The following is a 15,047-nucleotide window of genomic DNA, read 5'->3' on the forward strand; positions in this document are numbered from 1 at the left end:
CGACGAACACGACGCCAAGCCCTACCGCTGGACCTACGACGGCAGCCCACTCAAAGCCGCATGACCCCCGAAGGATCAATGCGGCGCTGCACTAGCCCTCCACGCGCCTGCGCACCCTGCCCAGGGTGCGCAGCACGGCGCGCTCGCCGAGCAGGAGCGGCACGGCCCTGCGGATCCCGGCGGTGCGGACGGCGCCGCAGCCCGCGAGCACGGTGGCGTCGCCGTCCGCGACCGCCGCGAACCCGCCGACCACGAACCGGTCCTGCATGACGCACCAGCCCTCGCGCAGGTCCACGGCGAAGCGGCCGCGGTTGCCGAGCAGGCCGGTGGCGACCGCCGAGCCGTCGGCGGCGAGCTCGAAGCGGCGGATGAAGCCGATCAGGTCGGGGATGCTGCGGTCCAGGTCCGCGAGGTACTGCCAGACGTGGTCGAGCGGTGCGCCGATGCGGAGCTCGCCGTAGGCGCCGGACGGGAGGGCCGAGGCCAGGACGCGCATGCGGCGGACGGGGTCGAGGTCCACTACGGGCCAGCCGCTCGGGCTGCCGGCGCCACCCTGATTGCCGGCGCCGCTCTGATTGCCGGCGCCGCCCGGGCTGCCGGGACCCCCCGGGCTGCCGGCGCCACTCATCCCGCTCGTGCCACTCATCCCACTCATGCCGTCCACTGCTTCCGGAACGCCGCCTTGGCCCGACTCAGCCGCGACTTCGCCGTCCCCGCCGACACCTCGAGCACCTCCGCCGCAGCCCGCTCGTCCAAACCCTCCACCTCGCGCAGCATCAGGATCGCACGGTGTTCCGGCGACAGCCGGTCCAGCACGTCGCGGACATCGACCGCCAGCTCCGGGCTGCCCGGCGCCGGAAGCTCGGCTAGCTCCGCCGGCTGCTGGCGCGCGCCGCGCTGCGCGACGCGGATCGCCTCCCGCACCGCGATGCGCCGGACCCAGCCGTACAGTGCCGCCGGCTCGCGGAGGTTCCGCAGGTTCTGGAACACCGCGATCAGCGCCTCCTGCGCGGCGTCCGGTGCGTCGGCGAGCGCGATCGGTGCGCACAGGCGGCCGACGTAGGGCGTCAGCTCGTCCAGGAGGCGGGTCATCGCCAACGCGTCGCCGCCTTGAGCGGCGCGGACCCAGCGGACGGCAGTAGGCGGGTCCGCGTCTGCGCTCACGGGCTTGATCGTACCGGCGGCGCGAATAACCGCTTGCGCACTGTCGAGCAGCGTGCCAAGGTCGTGCGCATCGCCGACCGCGTCGGTCGCCGATCGAGTTCTCCTGGAAGGGGGTGGGGACAGTGACGTTTGCCGTCATTGCCGCGCGCGCGGAATCCCGAGCCTTTTACCTCCTTTCCTTTTGGAGAACACCCCAGTGCCTAAGCACTCGCAGTACCTGAACGACGATTCCGAAGACTTCGAGGACACCTCCGCGCGCCCCGAGCGTATGCGTCGGCGTGTCGACGAATCCCTCGCCAACCCGAACCGCAAGGGCCGCCTCACCCTTGAGGAAAAGGGCCGTCTCGCCATCGAGCGCGAGAACGCGGACATGGCCCCGCCCGAGGGCGACCGCTGGTCCAACTGGCCCGACGCCGGCCACGGCCCCGAGCCGCGTCCGGAGTGGGTGATCACCGAGCAGGGCGCCTGCGACCACGAACTCGGTGTGCTCAAGACCGGCAAGGAAGCGGACGTCTTCCTGCTGCGCCGCGTCGTCCCCGACACCGGCGCCGAGGTCACGATGGCCGCCAAGCGCTACCGCTCGAACGAACACCGCAACTTCCAGCGCGACGCCGGCTACCTCGAAGGCCGCCGGCTGCGCCGTACCCGCGACATGCGCGCGATCGAGGGGCGCACGTCCTTCGGCATGAACCTGATCGCCCAGCAGTGGGCGATCGCGGAGTTCGGCGCCCTGTCCGACCTGTGGCAGGCCGGCGTGCCGGTCCCGTATCCGGTGCAGCTGTACGGTTCCGAGCTGCTGATGGAGTTCGTCGGCGACCCCGACGGCACGGCCGCGCCCCGGCTGGCGCAGCTGCGCCCGGAGCCCGACGAACTGCTGGACTTGTGGGAACAGCTGGTCTCGGCGCTGCTGGCGCTGGCCGAGCGCGGCCAGACGCACGGCGACCTGTCCCCGTACAACATCCTGGTGCACCACGGCCGGCTGGTCCTGATCGACCTGCCGCAGGTGGTGGACGTGGTGGTGAACCCCAGGGGCCGGGAGTACCTGTCCCGGGACGTGCACAACGTCGCCAAGTGGTTCACCGCCCACGGCCTGCCCGAGCACTTCGCCGACCCGGCGCGTCTGCTGGAGACACTGGCCGGCGAGGCACGCCTGACCTGAAGAACCCTGACACCGAACCCTGACACCGAGCCCTGACATCAAACCTTGACACCGCGAGGCTGGCAGCCGGGGTCCGCGACAAGCGGACCTCGGCTACAGTCGCTGCAATGTCCGAGCAGACCTGGGATCCCTCCGAGACACTGCGCCGCACCCTGTGGATCGGCGGCGCACAATGGGCCGGCAAGTCGACGGTCGCCCGCATCCTCGCCCACCGCCACGGCCTGACCGCCTACCACTACGACTACCACGACGCCCGCGGCCACCAGGACCGCCGCATCGCGCGGCGCGTGGCCCTCGGGCAGAGCCCGGAGAATCCGCCCCCTGACACCGTCTGGGTGCAGACGACGCCGGAGGCCATGGCCGCGCAGACTCTCGCGGGATTCTCCGAGCGCTTCGCATGGGCCCTGGACGACCTGCGCAGCCTCTACTCGCCGAGGCCGATCATCGCCGAGGGCTGGGGCCTGCGCCCGGAACTGGTCGCGCCCCTCCTGGACACCCCAAACCGGATGGCGGTCCTGGTCCCGACCGAGGACTTCCGCCGCCACCAACTCAGTACCCTGCCGCGCGCCGCCGCGATGGGAACCCACACCAGCGACCCGGCGCGCGCCCAGACCAACCGCGTCGCACGCGACCGCCTGATCGCCGAGGACGCCGTCCGGCAGGCGGTGGCGCATGGGATCCGGGTGATCGGAGTGGACGGCTCGCGCGACGCGTTCGCGATCGCCGACGAGGTCGCGGGGTGGTTCGGGGAGGCGCTGACCGGGACCGGCTGATTCTGCTCGGCACAACACTCGACACAGCACTCGATACAACACTCGATACAACACTCGACACAACGCCAGAGCGCCCCCTGCGATACTGGCTGCCTGTGACCCACTCCGACCTCGCAGCCCGCATCCACGCCGCCGCCCACCTGACCGGCGACTTCGTCCTCCGCTCCGGCCGCACCGCGACCGAGTACTTCGACAAGTACCGCTTCGAGGCCGATCCCGTCCTGCTCGACGCCGTAGCCGAGCGCATGGCCCCGCTCGTACCGGCCGGCACCGAGGTCCTGGCCGGGCTGGAGATGGGCGGCATCCCCGTGGTCACCGCTCTGGGTCGGCACACCGGCCTGCCCTGTGCCTTCGTCCGCAAGACCGCCAAGGCCTACGGCACCCGCCGGCTCGCCGAGGGTGCGGAGATCGGCGGTCGCCGGATCCTGATCGTCGAAGACGTGGTCACCAGCGGCGGTCAGATCCTTTTGTCCACCGAGGAATTGCGCACCCTCGGCGCCGATGTGCGCGAGGCTCTGTGCGTCATCGACCGCGGGCAAGGGGGTGCGGAAGCTCTGGCGGCGCAAGGGATCCGGTTGCTGTCTCTGCTCACGGCCGACGATCTGCGCGCCTCCGTGGCTTCCGTCACCCCCGTGGCTTCCGTAACTTCCGAGGCCTCCGAGGCCTGACCCTCACCCCGCCAGAAACCGCGCGAACCCCGCCGTCTCCACAGTCCCGCCGTCCGGCAGGACCGCGTACGCCTCGAACCCCGGGCGCTCCTCGACCCACTCCAGCCCGCGCTCCGGGCCCATCGCGAACACGGCCGTGGCGTACGCGTCCGTGTGCGCGATCCGGGTGCCGATCAGGGTCACCGAGGCGAAGCCGGTCGCCGGTTCGGCGGTGGCCGGGTCGATGATGTGCGCGCCGCGCTCCGCGGTGCCGGAGGTGGCGATGGCGAAGTCGCGGCCGTTGACCAGGACCGCGTAGCGGTCCGAGTGCAGGGGGTCGGTGATGCCCACGGTCCAGGGGCGGCCCAGTTCGGCCTCGCCGCGGGCCTGGACGTCGCCGCCGCCGACGATCAGGTGGTTGCGGGAGCCGGCGGCGGTCAGGAGGCGGTCCACCTCCTCGATCGCCCAGCCCTTCACCCAGCCGCTGGGGTCCAGGCGGCCGGCCGGGTAGGCGCTGAAGGCGCCGTCGGTGTCGGCCTCGACCTCGGCGCAGCGGCGCAGGACCTCGGCGATCTCCGGGTCGCGGTCCACCGCCTCGCCGCGGGCCATGCGGCTGACCGGGCTGTCGGCGCGGTAGGTCGAGAACTTCGCGTCGATCTCGTGCAGGCGGGACACGGCCGCCGGCAGGCCCGCGCCGTCGTCGGCGACGATCGAGAACACCGTGCCCATCACCTGCTCGACGTGGCGGACCGTCATGCACCCGCCTTGTCTATCGCGCTCTGCAGCGACTGCTGGTAGCCCTGGCTGGTGTACGTCGCGCCCGAGACGCCGTCGATGTTCGCGCTCTGCGCGCTCATCGCCTGCTGGTTCAGCTGCGGGATGGCGTAGCTGTTGATCTCCTGGTCGCGGCCGGTCTCGGTGGGGTACTCCAGCACCTGGATCTGGGTGATCTTCTTGCCGTTGAAGGTGACCGCGAGCTGCACCGGTCCGTAGCGGGTGTCCGCGGCGTCGCCGGTGACGGTCTTGGTCGTGGCGGCCGGGGCGGGGGCCGAGGACTTGGGCGCCGCCGGGGCCGAGCTCGGCGCCGATGACTTAGCCGATGACGGAGCCGATGACGGCGGCGAAGACGTCGAAGGCGCCGATCCGGACTGGGGCGAAGACCCGGAAGAACCAGAGGCCCCCGAGGAACTCGGCGCACTCGGCTGGTTCCCCGCCGCATCCGACTGGTTGATCGTGAAGTTGTTGGCGGTCCCCTTGCTCGCAAGCGGCGTGTCGCTGTGCGGCTTCAGACCGAGCAGCAGGACGACCCCCGAAACGGTCGCGGTGCCGGTGACGATCGCGCGTCGCATGGAACGCCCCTCTCTAGAACTCGAAAGACTCGTGGTGGATGTGGGAGGCGGGCACCCCCGCCTCCCGCAGCGCGGCGATGACCGCCTGCTGCATCGGCTCGGGCCCGCACAGATAGACGTCGTGCGCCTTCAGGTCCGGCACCAGATTCATCAGCCCGCGCGGGGTGAGCGTCTTGCCGTGCCGCCGTCGGCTGCCGACCAAGTACACCAGCCGCGCGCCCCGGTCGCGGGCGATGTCCTCCAGCTCGCGCCGGAAGAGGATCTCCCGGTCGCTCCCGGCCCGGTAGAGCAGCGTCAGCCGCCCGGGCAGGGTCTCGAACAGGGCCCGGACCGGCGTGATGCCGACGCCCGCGGCGATCAGCAGCACCTGCGGCGAGCGGGCCTTGTCCTCGGTGAAGGCGCCGTAGGGCCCCTCGGCCCGCACCTTCGTGCCCGGCCGCAGCCGGGCCACCGCCGAGCTGTGGTCGCCCAGGCTCTTGATCGTGAAGCGCAGGTAGCTCGGGTGCGGCGCGGCGGACAGCGAGTACGGGTTGGCCACCCATCGCAGGTTCCGGGTCTGGAACTGGAGACGGAAGAACTGCCCGGGCCGGGCGTTCAGATCCTCCAGCCGCTCGCCCTTCAGGATCACCGAGTAGACGCCCGGCCCCTCGGCCACCACCGAGTGCACCCGCAGCTTGTGCCGCCGGTCGCGGACGTAGGGCATCCACAGCCGGAACCAGCCGAGCGTCAGGGCCGCCAGCACGTAGTACGCGCTCCACAGCGTCTGCTCGGGCTGCACCGACAGGTCGGCGCCGTTGACGATCTGGTGGCTGAACGCCAATGCGATCGCCAGATAGGTGGCCAGGTGCAGGTAGTACCAGGTCTCGTAGCGGAGCTTGCGCCGGGCCACCCGCGCCGAGACGACGCCGGTGCCGAACAGCAGCAGGGTGCCCAGCGACCCCTTGATCATCTCCGGGTAATGAAAGATGATGTCCACACCCTCGGAAACCACGCCCTTGCCATCCGTGAGGGCGTATCCCCAGATGATCGTGACGACGTGCGCACTGACCAGGAAGACCATGTACCGCCCGGCCAGCGCGTGCCAGCGCGCCAGCCGGTCGCTGCCCACCCGGTGCTCCAGCACCGGGATCCGGGCCATGAGCAGCAGCAGGACCGGCGCCAGGTAGCCGGCCAGCAGGCCGGTGATCCGGCCCGCGCCGTCCAGCCAGCCTGCCGCGCCCACGACGCTGGCGGTGGCGTGCCACCAGGCGGCCAGCACCGCGGCGGCGCCGGCCGCCATCAGCGCCAGGGCCAGCCGCGGGACGGTCTCGGGCGAGGTTCTCGCGCCGGTCGGCGCGGTGTCGCGGGACAGTGCGGTCGTGCTCATGCGACCGAGGTAAACAGCCCTAGCTTTGAGTTTCCTCAGAACGGCGTCCGTTCGAGAGGAATCCTTAGCCAATCTTCACGCTGGATGTGGACGATGGCCGCCATGCCTGCGAATATCGCGAACCCGACGGAACCCTGGCGTTTCCTGGTCGTCGACGACGAGCCGGACCTGGTGGAGGTCGTCTGCGGCGCGCTGCGGCACGAGGGCTGGGACGCCGTGGGCGCGCACGACGGCCGGGAGGCGGTCTCGGCGGCGGCGACCTACCAGCCGGACGCCGTGGTGCTGGACATGATGCTGCCGGACATGGACGGCATGGAGGTCATGCGGCGCATTCACACCTCCCGTCCCGAAGTGCGCGTGTTGTTCCTCACAGCGCGCGACGCCGTGGAGGACCGGATCGCCGGGATCGCGGCCGGCGGCGACGACTACGTGGCCAAGCCGTTCAGCCTGGACGAGGTGGTGGTGCGGCTGCGCAGCCTGGTGCGGCGCACGGCCCGCGGCCGGACCGGCCGGGCCGCCGGACCGGACTGCCTGGTCGTCGGAGACCTAGTCTTGGACGAGGCCGCGCGGGAGGTGACCCGGGGCGGCGAGCCGATCGAGCTGAGTCCGAAGGAGTTCTCGCTGCTGTGGTTCCTCATGCGGCACCCGCGCCAGGTGCTGAGCAAGTCGCAGATCCTGGCCGAGGTGTGGTCGTACGACTACGGAGGGCAGGCGCACGTCGTGGAGCTCTACATCAGCTACCTGCGCAAGAAGATCGACGCCGGCCGCCCGGCGATGATCCACACGGTGCGCGGCGCGGGGTACGTCATCAAGGCCGCCGCTCCATGACCCTCGTCGACCAATGAGGCGGCTCCGGCCGCGCACGCTGCGAGGACAGCTGACGCTCGGGCTGGTGGTGCTGCTGGCGGCGATCTTCGCCGGCGTCGGGTTCGGCACCACGGCCCTGCTGCGCGGCTTCCTCGTGACGCGGCTGGACCAGCAACTGACGGCGGCCGGGCCGCGCTACGCGCAGAGCCTGGAGCACGAACTGGCCGCCGCCGACACCCGCGGGCAGGCGCAGGGCACCTTCGGGGCCCGCGCCGACGACGGGGTGGTGACCCAGGTCGGCGTGGTCGACGGGACCAGCTCGACCGGCGACAACACCGGCCAGGTCCGCCTGTCCGCGGCCGATTCCCGGGCCCTGCTCGCGCTGCCGCTGGACGGCTCACCGCACACCGTGCGGCTGTCGGCGCTCACGGACTACCGGATGCGCGCGGTCAACGGGGCCGACGGCGACGTCCTGGTCACCGGCCTGCCGCTGTCCCAGGTCTCCGGGCCCGTGCGGGAGCTCGCCGAGGCCGAGATCGTACTGTTCGCCGGGGCCGTGGTGGCCGCCGCGCTCGGCGGCGCGGCGTGGGTCAGGCTGGCGCTGCGGCCGCTGGACCGGGTGGTCACCACCGCCGAGCGGGTCAGCACCCTGTCGCTGGCCAGCGGCGAGGTGGCGCTGGACGTGCGGGTCCCGGACACGGACCGCGACTCCGCCCGGGGGCAGGAGGAAGTGAAGCGCGTCGGCGCCTCCCTGAACCGCATGCTGGGCCACGTCGAGGACGCCCTGGCCCGGCGCCAGTCGGTCGAGCGCCGGCTGCGCGACTTCGCCGCCGACGCCGGCCACGAGCTGCGCACCCCGCTGGCCTCCGTCCGCGGCCACGCCGAGCTGGTGCTGCGGCGCGGCGGCGAGCTGCCCGACGACGCCCGGCACGCGCTGACCCGGATCGAGGCCGAGTCCCGGCGCATGGGCACCATCGTGGACGACCTCCTCCTGCTGGCGCGTCTGGACGCGGGCCGGCCGCTGGAGTCCAAGGAAGTCGACCTGACGCTGCTGGTGCTGAACGCGGTGGACGACGCGCGCGCCGCCGACACGGCCGCCGATACCGACACCGGCACAGACGCGGACGGCAACAAGGGCAGCGACGCGGCGACGGCCAGCAACGACGGCCGAGCCCGCACCCGCCACGAATGGCGCCTGGACCTGCCGACCGACCCGGTGACCGTCCTCGGCGACCCGCACCGGCTGGCCCAGGCGGTGGCGAACTTCGTGACCAACGCCCGCGTGCACACCCCGCCCGGGACGCTCGTCACGGTCGGTATCACCGTGCACGCCGGCCGGGTCCGCCTCGCGATCGAGGACACCGGGCCGGGACTGCCGCCGGACCTCGCGGACCGGGTCTTCGACCGCTTCACCCGCGGCGACCCGGCGCGGGCCCGGAGCTCCGGGAGCACCGGCCTGGGACTGGCCATCACGCGCGCGGTCGCCGAGGCGCACGGCGGACGGGTCGGGGTGCGGTCCCAGCCGGGGCGGACGGTCTTCGAGCTCGTGCTGCCGGAGCAGCAGCCCGAGAACCAGAGACGGCACAGGGCCGGTGACAGCACATGGCTAGAGTCGGCACCATGACCGTCGACCGCACCGCGCATGTCAATGGCCTGAATCTGCATTATCGAGAAACCGGCCCGGCGGACGGAACACCGCTGATCGCGGTGCATGGGCATCCGAGTACGGCGCATGTCTGGGACGAGACCGCGACCGCCCTGGACGGCTGCCACGTTTTCGCCCCGACTCTGCGCGGATACGGCTCCAGCAGCCGTCCGGGTGAATACGGGTTCGCTCTTTGGCGTGACGACGTATTCGGGTTCGCCGACGCGCTGGGAGTGGACGAGTTCGTCCTGCTCGGCCACAGCATGGGCGGCACGGTGTGCGCGCTCGCGGCCTCCCGGCATCCCGAGCGACTCAAAGCCCTGATCCTGGAGGACACGGTCCCGCCGAAGGAGGGCATGGACCTCCCGGCCCCGAAGCGCATGGAGGAGGAGCCGCCCTACGACTGGGACGTCCTGCCCGCGGTCTTCGACGCGATCCGCTCGCCCGACCCGGCGTGGTGGCCGGACCTGGCCCGGATCACGGCTCCGACGCTGGTCGTCGCCGGGGGAGCCACGAGCCATGTCCCGCAGGACCTGCTGGCCGAGGCGGCCGCGCTGATCCCGGGCGCCAGGCTGGTGACGCTGGAGGGTGCGGGGCACACGCCGCACCGCGACGCGCCCGACCGGTTCCTGGCCGAGGTGCGGGGCTTCCTCGGCGAGCTGGGGCTCACGCCGCGCTAGGTTCGCCGTGGGCGCACGCCCCGCCAACCCGCCATGGGCTTGGCCTCACGCCGCGCTGGGTTCGCCGTCGGCGCACGCCCGCCAACCTGCCATGAGCTTGGCTTCACGCCACGCTGGGCTCGCTGTCCTTCTCTACCCCGGCCCCTGCCCCCGCCGCGCCACCGCGATCCGGGTCGGCGTAATGCCGCAGGAACAACTCCTCCAGCGTCGGCGGCCGGCTGGTCATCGACCGCACTCCCGCACTCCCGAGCAGCACCATCAGCGCCGACAGGTGCTCGGTGTCGACCGCGCACTCCAGCCGCACTCCCCCGCCATGGCTCGGCCCCAGCTCGGTGACCCGTACCTCGTGCAGCCCGGCCAGAGCGTCCAGGCCGCCCGGCAGCCGCGGCAGCTCGGCGTCGACCAGGGTGCGCGTCAGGTGCCGCAGCTCGGCCAGCGTCCCGGACTCGGCGACCCGGCCGCGGCGCACGATGCTGACCCGGTCGCAGACCTCCTCGACCTCGGACAGGATGTGGCTGGACAGCAGCACGGTGCGCCCGCGCGCCTTCTCCTGGGCCAGGCAGGCCCGGAACTCGGCCTCCATCAGCGGGTCCAGGCCGCTGGTCGGCTCGTCCAGGACCAGCAGGTCGGTCTCGGAGGCGAAGGCCGCGACCAGCATCACCTTCTGGCGGTTGCCCTTGCTGTAGGCGCGGCCCTTCTTGCCCGGGTCCAGGTCGAAGCGCTCCAGGAGCTCGGCCAGGCGCCCGGCGTCGGCCTTGCGGCCGCGCAGCTTGGCGAGCATCGCCAGCACCTGGCCGCCGGACAGGTCCGGCCACAGGGCGACATCGCCCGGGACATAGGCCAGCCGGCGGTGCAGGTCCACGGCGTCGCGCCAGGCGTCGCGGCCGAACAGGCGCACCTGGCCGGAGTCCGGGCGCAGCAGGCTCAGCAGGATCCTGAGGGTGGTGGACTTGCCGGCGCCGTTGGGGCCGAGCAGGGCGTGGACCTCGCCCGGGGCCACCGCCAGGTCCAGGCCGTCCAGAGCCCGCGCGGCAGCCGGCCCGCGCCCGAACGTCTTCACCACGCCGGTGAGGGAGATCACATCCGTCACTACCCCAGCGTACACCCCATGATCATCACATATCACCGAGCGCGCCGATTGACGCACACCGCCGGAGAACTCCAAGATCGAGGTGACGACACAATCACACAAGGAGGCACGACGATGCTCGAATCCGAGCAGCCTCGCCCCACGCGGAGCGTCACCACCGTGGAAGTTCCGCGCGGTCTGGCCGGTGTCATCGTCACCGACACGAAAGTCGGCGACGTGCGCGGCGAGGAAGGCTTCTACCACTACCGCGAGTACAACGCGGTGGAACTGGCCGAGAAGCGGACCCTGGAGGACGTCTGGGTCCTGATGATCGACGGCCACCTGCCCGACGCCGCCGAGCGCGAGCGCTTCATCGCCGAGACGGTGCCGCTGCGGCACATCCCGGACAAGGTGAAGGCGCTGCTGCCGGCCATCGCCGAGGCGGTGCACGGCGAGCCGATGAGCGGCCTGCGCGCGGCGCTGCCGCTGTTGGCCGGGCAGCGCGGCATGCGGCCGATCTACGACATCGACGAGCAGACCCGCCGGGCGGACGCGTTGTTCATCAGCGCCCTGGCCCCCACGGTGCTGACCGCGATACACCGGCTCGGCAAGGGCCTGGAGATGGTGGAGCCCCGCGACGACCTGTCGTACGCGGCGAACTACCTCTACATGCTCAACGGCTCCGAGCCCACGCCCGAGCAGGCCCGCGCGATCGAGCAGTACCTGATCTCGACCGTGGACCACGGCTTCAACAACTCCACCTTCACCGCCCGCGTCATCGCCTCGACCGGCGCCGACCTGGCCGCGGCCGTGACCGGCGCGCTGGGCTCGCTGTCCGGCCCGCTGCACGGCGGCGCGCCGTCCCGGGCCCTGGACACCCTGGACGAGATCGGCACCCCCGACAAGGCCGAGGACTGGGTCCGCGCGCAGGTGGAAGCCGGGTCGCGGATCATGGGATTCGGCCATCCGGTCTACCGCACGGACGACCCGCGCTCGATCATGCTGCGCGGCGTCGCCCAGCGCCTGGACGGGGACCTGGTGGACTTCGCGGTGGCGGTCGAGGAGCACGTGCTCAAGGCCCTCGCCGAGCTGAAGCCCGGCCGCCAGCTCTACACGAACGTCGAGTTCTACGCCGGCGTGGTCATGGAGCTGTCCGGTGTCCCGCGCGACATGTTCACCCCGACGTTCGCCACCTCCCGGGTGATCGGCTGGTGCGCGAACATCCTGGAGCAGGCCCAGGACTCGAAGATCATCCGGCCCGCGGCCCACTACGCCGGCGTGCCGGCGCCGCAGCCGCTGCCGGAGGACTGACGATCCGCCGGAGGGTCGGCGGTTTATGACGGCGTGACGGCGTGACGGCATGACAGCCAGGGTTCGGAATCCCTCAGGGAATCCGGACCCTGATCGCGTCTTCGGGCCGTCTTCGGGCCGTCTTCGGGCCGTCTTCAGGCCGTCTTCAGTCCGCCGGCTCCCACAGCTCGATCCGGTTCCCCTCCGGATCGGTGACCCAGCCGAACCGCCCGACGCCTTCCATCTCCTGGACCTCGTCGGCGACGTCGGCGCCCTTGTCCCGCAGTTGCTGAAGCATCGCCGCGACATCGCGGACGCGGAAGTTGAGCATCACCTGCTGCGTCCGCGACCCGAAGTAGTCGGTCTCGGCCTCGAAGGCCGCGAACACCGTCGGCCCGGCCTGCGGCTGCCACAGGCCGTTCTCGTCGAGGTCCAGGCCCAGGCAGTCGCGGTACCAGGCGGTCTGGGCCGCCGGATCGGCGCTGCGCAGGAAGTATCCACCGATCCCGAGCACTCTTTCCATGGCGCCATCCTGCCAGCGGCTCACCCACAAGCGGTGGAACGGCTCACCGGGTGACTGGGTCACCGCAGCACTGGCTCACCGGCGCATCGGCTCACGGGCCGCCGGCTCACTGGCTGCCCACCGGCTCACTGGCCCACCGCCGCGGCGCGTCAGGACCGCTTGCGCCGCCGGCGCCGCCCGACGTTCACCGCCACGTTGATCACCATGATCCCGGCCCAGGCCACCGGCACCACCGCGGGCGTCGAGTTCGGTCCGCTGCAGGCCATGGTGACGGCGGTGCCGGCGGCCAGCGAGCCCAGCGCGGTCCAGCGCGCGGTCACCGCGTCGGCGATCTCGCCCTCGTCGCGGCGCCGGGAGCCCGACTCCGCCGCGCCCGCGCCGCCGGTGCGGGCCAGCACCTCGGAGTCGATCCGGCGCTGCATCCGGTCCGCCAGCGAGGCCGCGATCTCGTGCTCGTAGTCCGGCCCCAACTCCTTGCGGGCCGCCAAAGCCGCCGCGATCTCCTGCGGGGTCAGCTCGTCGACAGTCATGGCATGACGATATATCGCGGACGCTTCGGGGGAATCAGCCTGGCGAGTGACATACCAGAGGATGACGGTCTCCTCATCGAGGCGGATCGGACTCAGGGGCTTAAGGGCTCATCAGGGCCCTCCGACGGTGATCAGGACCGGAATTCGCTCGACCTCGTTATAGGAAATCCTGCGCGCTACTGGCCCGCCAGGGGGCACCCCGCAGGTAAAGTCACGGGGAGAGCTCAGTTCACACTGCGAGGAGTCGTGTAGTGAACACCCAGATCCCGCCCCGCCGCCCATTGCGCATCGCGAATTCATCGGGGTTCTACGGCGATCGTCTGTCCGCGGCCAGGGAGATGGTGGACGGCGGTCCGATCGACGTCCTCACCGGCGACTATCTGGCCGAGCTCACTCCCCTGTTGCTGCACAAGGCCCGCGAGCGCGGCGGCCCCGGCTACGCGCGCTCGTTCCTGGCGCAGATGAACCAGGTGCTCGCCTCCTGCCAGGAGAAGGGGATCAAGGTCGTCACCAACGCCGGCGGCCTGGACCCGGCGCGGCTGGCCGAGGACCTCCGGGCCCTGATCGCGCATCTGGGCCTGCGGCTGAAGGTCGCCCACATCGAAGGTGACGACCTGCTTCCGCAGCTGGCCGAGCTGCGCGCCAAGAACGTGCCCTTCGAGAATCTGGACACCGGCGAGCCCTTCCGCGACGCGGACGTTCCGGTCTCTGCCAACGCCTACCTGGGCGCCTGGGGCATCGCCGCGGCGTTAGCCGGCGGCGCGGACATCGTCGTCTGCGGCCGGGTCACCGACGCCTCGCTCGTCGTGGGCCCGGCCGCTTGGTGGCACGGCTGGGACGGCGACGACTGGGACGCCCTGGCCGGCGCGGTCGCCGCCGGGCACGTCATCGAGTGCGGCCCGCAGTGCACCGGCGGCAACTACTCCTTCCTGGACGAACTGCCCGACACCCGCGTCCCCGGCTTCCCGATCGCCGAGGTGGCCCACGACGGCTCCGCGGTGATCACCAAGCACCCGGGCACCGGCGGCGTGGTCTCGGTCGGCACCGTCACGGCGCAGCTGCTCTACGAGATCGAGGGCCCGGCCTATACGAACCCTGACGTCACCGCGCACTTCGACACCCTGCGCCTGACCCAGCAGGCCCCGGACCGGGTCGAGATGCGCGGCGCCAAGGGCATGACCGGCCCGCACAAGCTGAAGGTGGCGTTCAACTACCGCGGCGGCTTCCGCAACTCCGTCACGCTGGGCGTCACCGGCCTGGACATAGAGGCCAAGGCGGGCCTGGCCGAGGCGCAGATCTTCGACACCCTCGGCGGACGCGGCCGCTTCGCCTCGGTGGACGTGCGGCTGCAGCGCAGCGACAAGCCGGCCGAGCAGGCCCGCACCGACGAGGAGGCCACCGCCTACCTGCACATCACGGTCAAGGACCCGGACCCGGACAAGGTCGGGCAGGCCTTCACCGGCGCGGTGACCAGCCTGGCATTGGCCGGCTATTCCGGGTTCCACCCCACCACGCCGCCCACCCGCGAGGTCGAGTACGGCGTCTACTGGCCGACCCTGATCCAGGACCGCCACGTGGACCACATCGCGGTGATGCCCGACGGCGAGCGCGTGGAGATCCAGCCGTGCCGCCGGCCGATGGGAACCGCGCTGCACCTGGACGCCGCGCGGCCGATCGAGCCGTTCTTCTCCGACGGGATGAAGCGGCTGGCCCCGCTCGGGCTGGTCTGCGGCGCGCGTTCGGGCGACAAGGGCGGCAACGCCAACGTCGGGCTGTGGACCCGCACCGACCGGGCCTTCGCCTGGCTGCGCGAGACGCTGGACGCCGAGACGTTCCAGAAGCTGGTGCCGGAGTCCTGCGACCTGCGGGTGGAGCGCTTCGAGCTGCCGAACCTGCGCGCGGTGAACTTCGTCGTGTACGGCATGCTCGGGGAGGGTGTGGCCTCCTCGACGCGGGCCGATCCGCAGGCCAAGGGGCTCGGGGAGTTCGTGCGGTCGCGGCTGGTGATGGTGCCGGTGGAGTTTTTGAACGGGTGAGGGGGGCGG

At 71.7% G+C, this 15,047-nt stretch carries 16 protein-coding genes; 8 read left to right on the forward strand and 8 right to left on the reverse strand.

Annotation, left to right across the window (positions count from 1 at the left end):
* Window positions 1-91 precede the first annotated feature (91 nt).
* Window positions 92-655: a hypothetical protein gene (locus ABIA35_RS20885; protein WP_370358965.1), complete on the reverse strand. Its 564-nt coding sequence runs from the start codon at window positions 653-655 to the stop codon at window positions 92-94.
* The gene (locus ABIA35_RS20890; RefSeq protein ID WP_370358966.1) at window positions 652-1,164 is read right to left on the reverse strand and encodes an RNA polymerase sigma factor; all 513 of its coding nucleotides are present in this window, start codon (window positions 1,162-1,164) and stop codon (window positions 652-654) included. Before ABIA35_RS20890 ends, ABIA35_RS20885 begins: the two co-directional genes overlap by 4 nt.
* Before the next feature lie 268 nt (window positions 1,165-1,432).
* On the opposite strand from ABIA35_RS20890, the gene ABIA35_RS20895 reads away from it, so the two are divergent.
* From ABIA35_RS20895 to pyrE, 3 genes are all read left to right on the forward strand, one after another.
* Complete coding sequence (locus tag ABIA35_RS20895; protein WP_370341556.1) at window positions 1,433-2,323, forward strand: serine protein kinase RIO; 891 nt, start codon at window positions 1,433-1,435, stop codon at window positions 2,321-2,323.
* A 107-nt stretch (window positions 2,324-2,430) separates the two neighbouring features.
* Window positions 2,431-3,096, forward strand: coding sequence for a hypothetical protein (locus tag ABIA35_RS20900; RefSeq protein WP_370358967.1), 666 nt, complete (start codon window positions 2,431-2,433; stop codon window positions 3,094-3,096).
* 95 nt (window positions 3,097-3,191) lie between these two features.
* Entirely contained in the window at window positions 3,192-3,764 is a 573-nt protein-coding gene (pyrE, locus tag ABIA35_RS20905) for an orotate phosphoribosyltransferase (RefSeq protein ID WP_370358968.1), read from the forward strand.
* A gap of 3 nt (window positions 3,765-3,767) precedes the next feature.
* On the opposite strand, the gene ABIA35_RS20910 is transcribed toward pyrE, so the two are convergent.
* The 3 genes from ABIA35_RS20910 to ABIA35_RS20920 are packed head-to-tail and all read right to left on the reverse strand — an operon-like array spanning window position 3,768 to window position 6,458.
* A complete protein-coding gene (locus ABIA35_RS20910) occupies window positions 3,768-4,499 on the reverse strand; it encodes an FAD:protein FMN transferase (RefSeq protein WP_370341399.1) in 732 nt (243 codons plus the stop codon).
* Window positions 4,496-5,092 carry an FMN-binding protein gene (locus ABIA35_RS20915; protein WP_370358969.1) on the reverse strand — a complete coding sequence of 199 codons (597 nt, stop codon included), beginning with the start codon at window positions 5,090-5,092 and terminating at the stop codon, window positions 4,496-4,498. The genes ABIA35_RS20910 and ABIA35_RS20915 overlap by 4 nt, the downstream gene beginning before the upstream one ends.
* Window positions 5,093-5,105: 13 nt before the next feature.
* The gene (locus ABIA35_RS20920) at window positions 5,106-6,458 is read right to left on the reverse strand and encodes a ferric reductase-like transmembrane domain-containing protein (protein ID WP_370358970.1); all 1,353 of its coding nucleotides are present in this window, start codon (window positions 6,456-6,458) and stop codon (window positions 5,106-5,108) included.
* A gap of 93 nt (window positions 6,459-6,551) precedes the next feature.
* Between ABIA35_RS20920 and ABIA35_RS20925 the strand changes: the two genes are divergently transcribed.
* The 3 genes from ABIA35_RS20925 to ABIA35_RS20935 are packed head-to-tail and all read left to right on the forward strand — an operon-like array spanning window position 6,552 to window position 9,590.
* Window positions 6,552-7,286 (forward strand): response regulator transcription factor, encoded by a 735-nt coding sequence (locus ABIA35_RS20925; protein ID WP_370358971.1) that lies wholly within the window; start codon window positions 6,552-6,554, stop codon window positions 7,284-7,286.
* Window positions 7,287-7,299: 13 nt separating this feature from the next.
* Window positions 7,300-8,889, forward strand: coding sequence for a sensor histidine kinase (locus ABIA35_RS20930; RefSeq protein WP_370358972.1), 1,590 nt, complete (start codon window positions 7,300-7,302; stop codon window positions 8,887-8,889).
* Window positions 8,886-9,590 (forward strand): alpha/beta fold hydrolase, encoded by a 705-nt coding sequence (locus ABIA35_RS20935; RefSeq protein ID WP_370358973.1) that lies wholly within the window; start codon window positions 8,886-8,888, stop codon window positions 9,588-9,590. Before ABIA35_RS20930 ends, ABIA35_RS20935 begins: the two co-directional genes overlap by 4 nt.
* Window positions 9,591-9,693: 103 nt before the next feature.
* Here ABIA35_RS20935 and ABIA35_RS20940 read toward each other — a convergent pair whose 3' ends face one another.
* Window positions 9,694-10,680 carry an ATP-binding cassette domain-containing protein gene (locus tag ABIA35_RS20940; RefSeq protein ID WP_370358974.1) on the reverse strand — a complete coding sequence of 329 codons (987 nt, stop codon included), beginning with the start codon at window positions 10,678-10,680 and terminating at the stop codon, window positions 9,694-9,696.
* A 114-nt stretch (window positions 10,681-10,794) separates the two neighbouring features.
* Here ABIA35_RS20940 and ABIA35_RS20945 point away from each other — a divergent pair, with 114 nt between their 5' ends.
* Complete coding sequence (locus ABIA35_RS20945) at window positions 10,795-11,970, forward strand: citrate synthase (protein WP_370358975.1); 1,176 nt, start codon at window positions 10,795-10,797, stop codon at window positions 11,968-11,970.
* 145 nt (window positions 11,971-12,115) lie between these two features.
* Here the strand turns inward: ABIA35_RS20945 and ABIA35_RS20950 are convergent, their stop codons facing one another.
* On the reverse strand, window positions 12,116-12,472 hold the full coding sequence (locus tag ABIA35_RS20950) for a VOC family protein (protein ID WP_370358976.1): 357 nt from the start codon (window positions 12,470-12,472) through the stop codon (window positions 12,116-12,118).
* Between the two features lie 149 nt (window positions 12,473-12,621).
* Window positions 12,622-13,002 (reverse strand): hypothetical protein, encoded by a 381-nt coding sequence (locus ABIA35_RS20955; RefSeq protein WP_370341411.1) that lies wholly within the window; start codon window positions 13,000-13,002, stop codon window positions 12,622-12,624.
* A 251-nt stretch (window positions 13,003-13,253) separates the two neighbouring features.
* Here ABIA35_RS20955 and ABIA35_RS20960 point away from each other — a divergent pair, with 251 nt between their 5' ends.
* Window positions 13,254-15,038: an acyclic terpene utilization AtuA family protein gene (locus tag ABIA35_RS20960; RefSeq protein ID WP_370341412.1), complete on the forward strand. Its 1,785-nt coding sequence runs from the start codon at window positions 13,254-13,256 to the stop codon at window positions 15,036-15,038.
* Window positions 15,039-15,047: the final 9 nt, after the last annotated feature.

The organism is Catenulispora sp. MAP12-49 (assembly GCF_041262705.1).
In the GTDB taxonomy this organism is placed as follows: Bacteria; Actinomycetota; Actinomycetes; order Streptomycetales; family Catenulisporaceae; genus Catenulispora.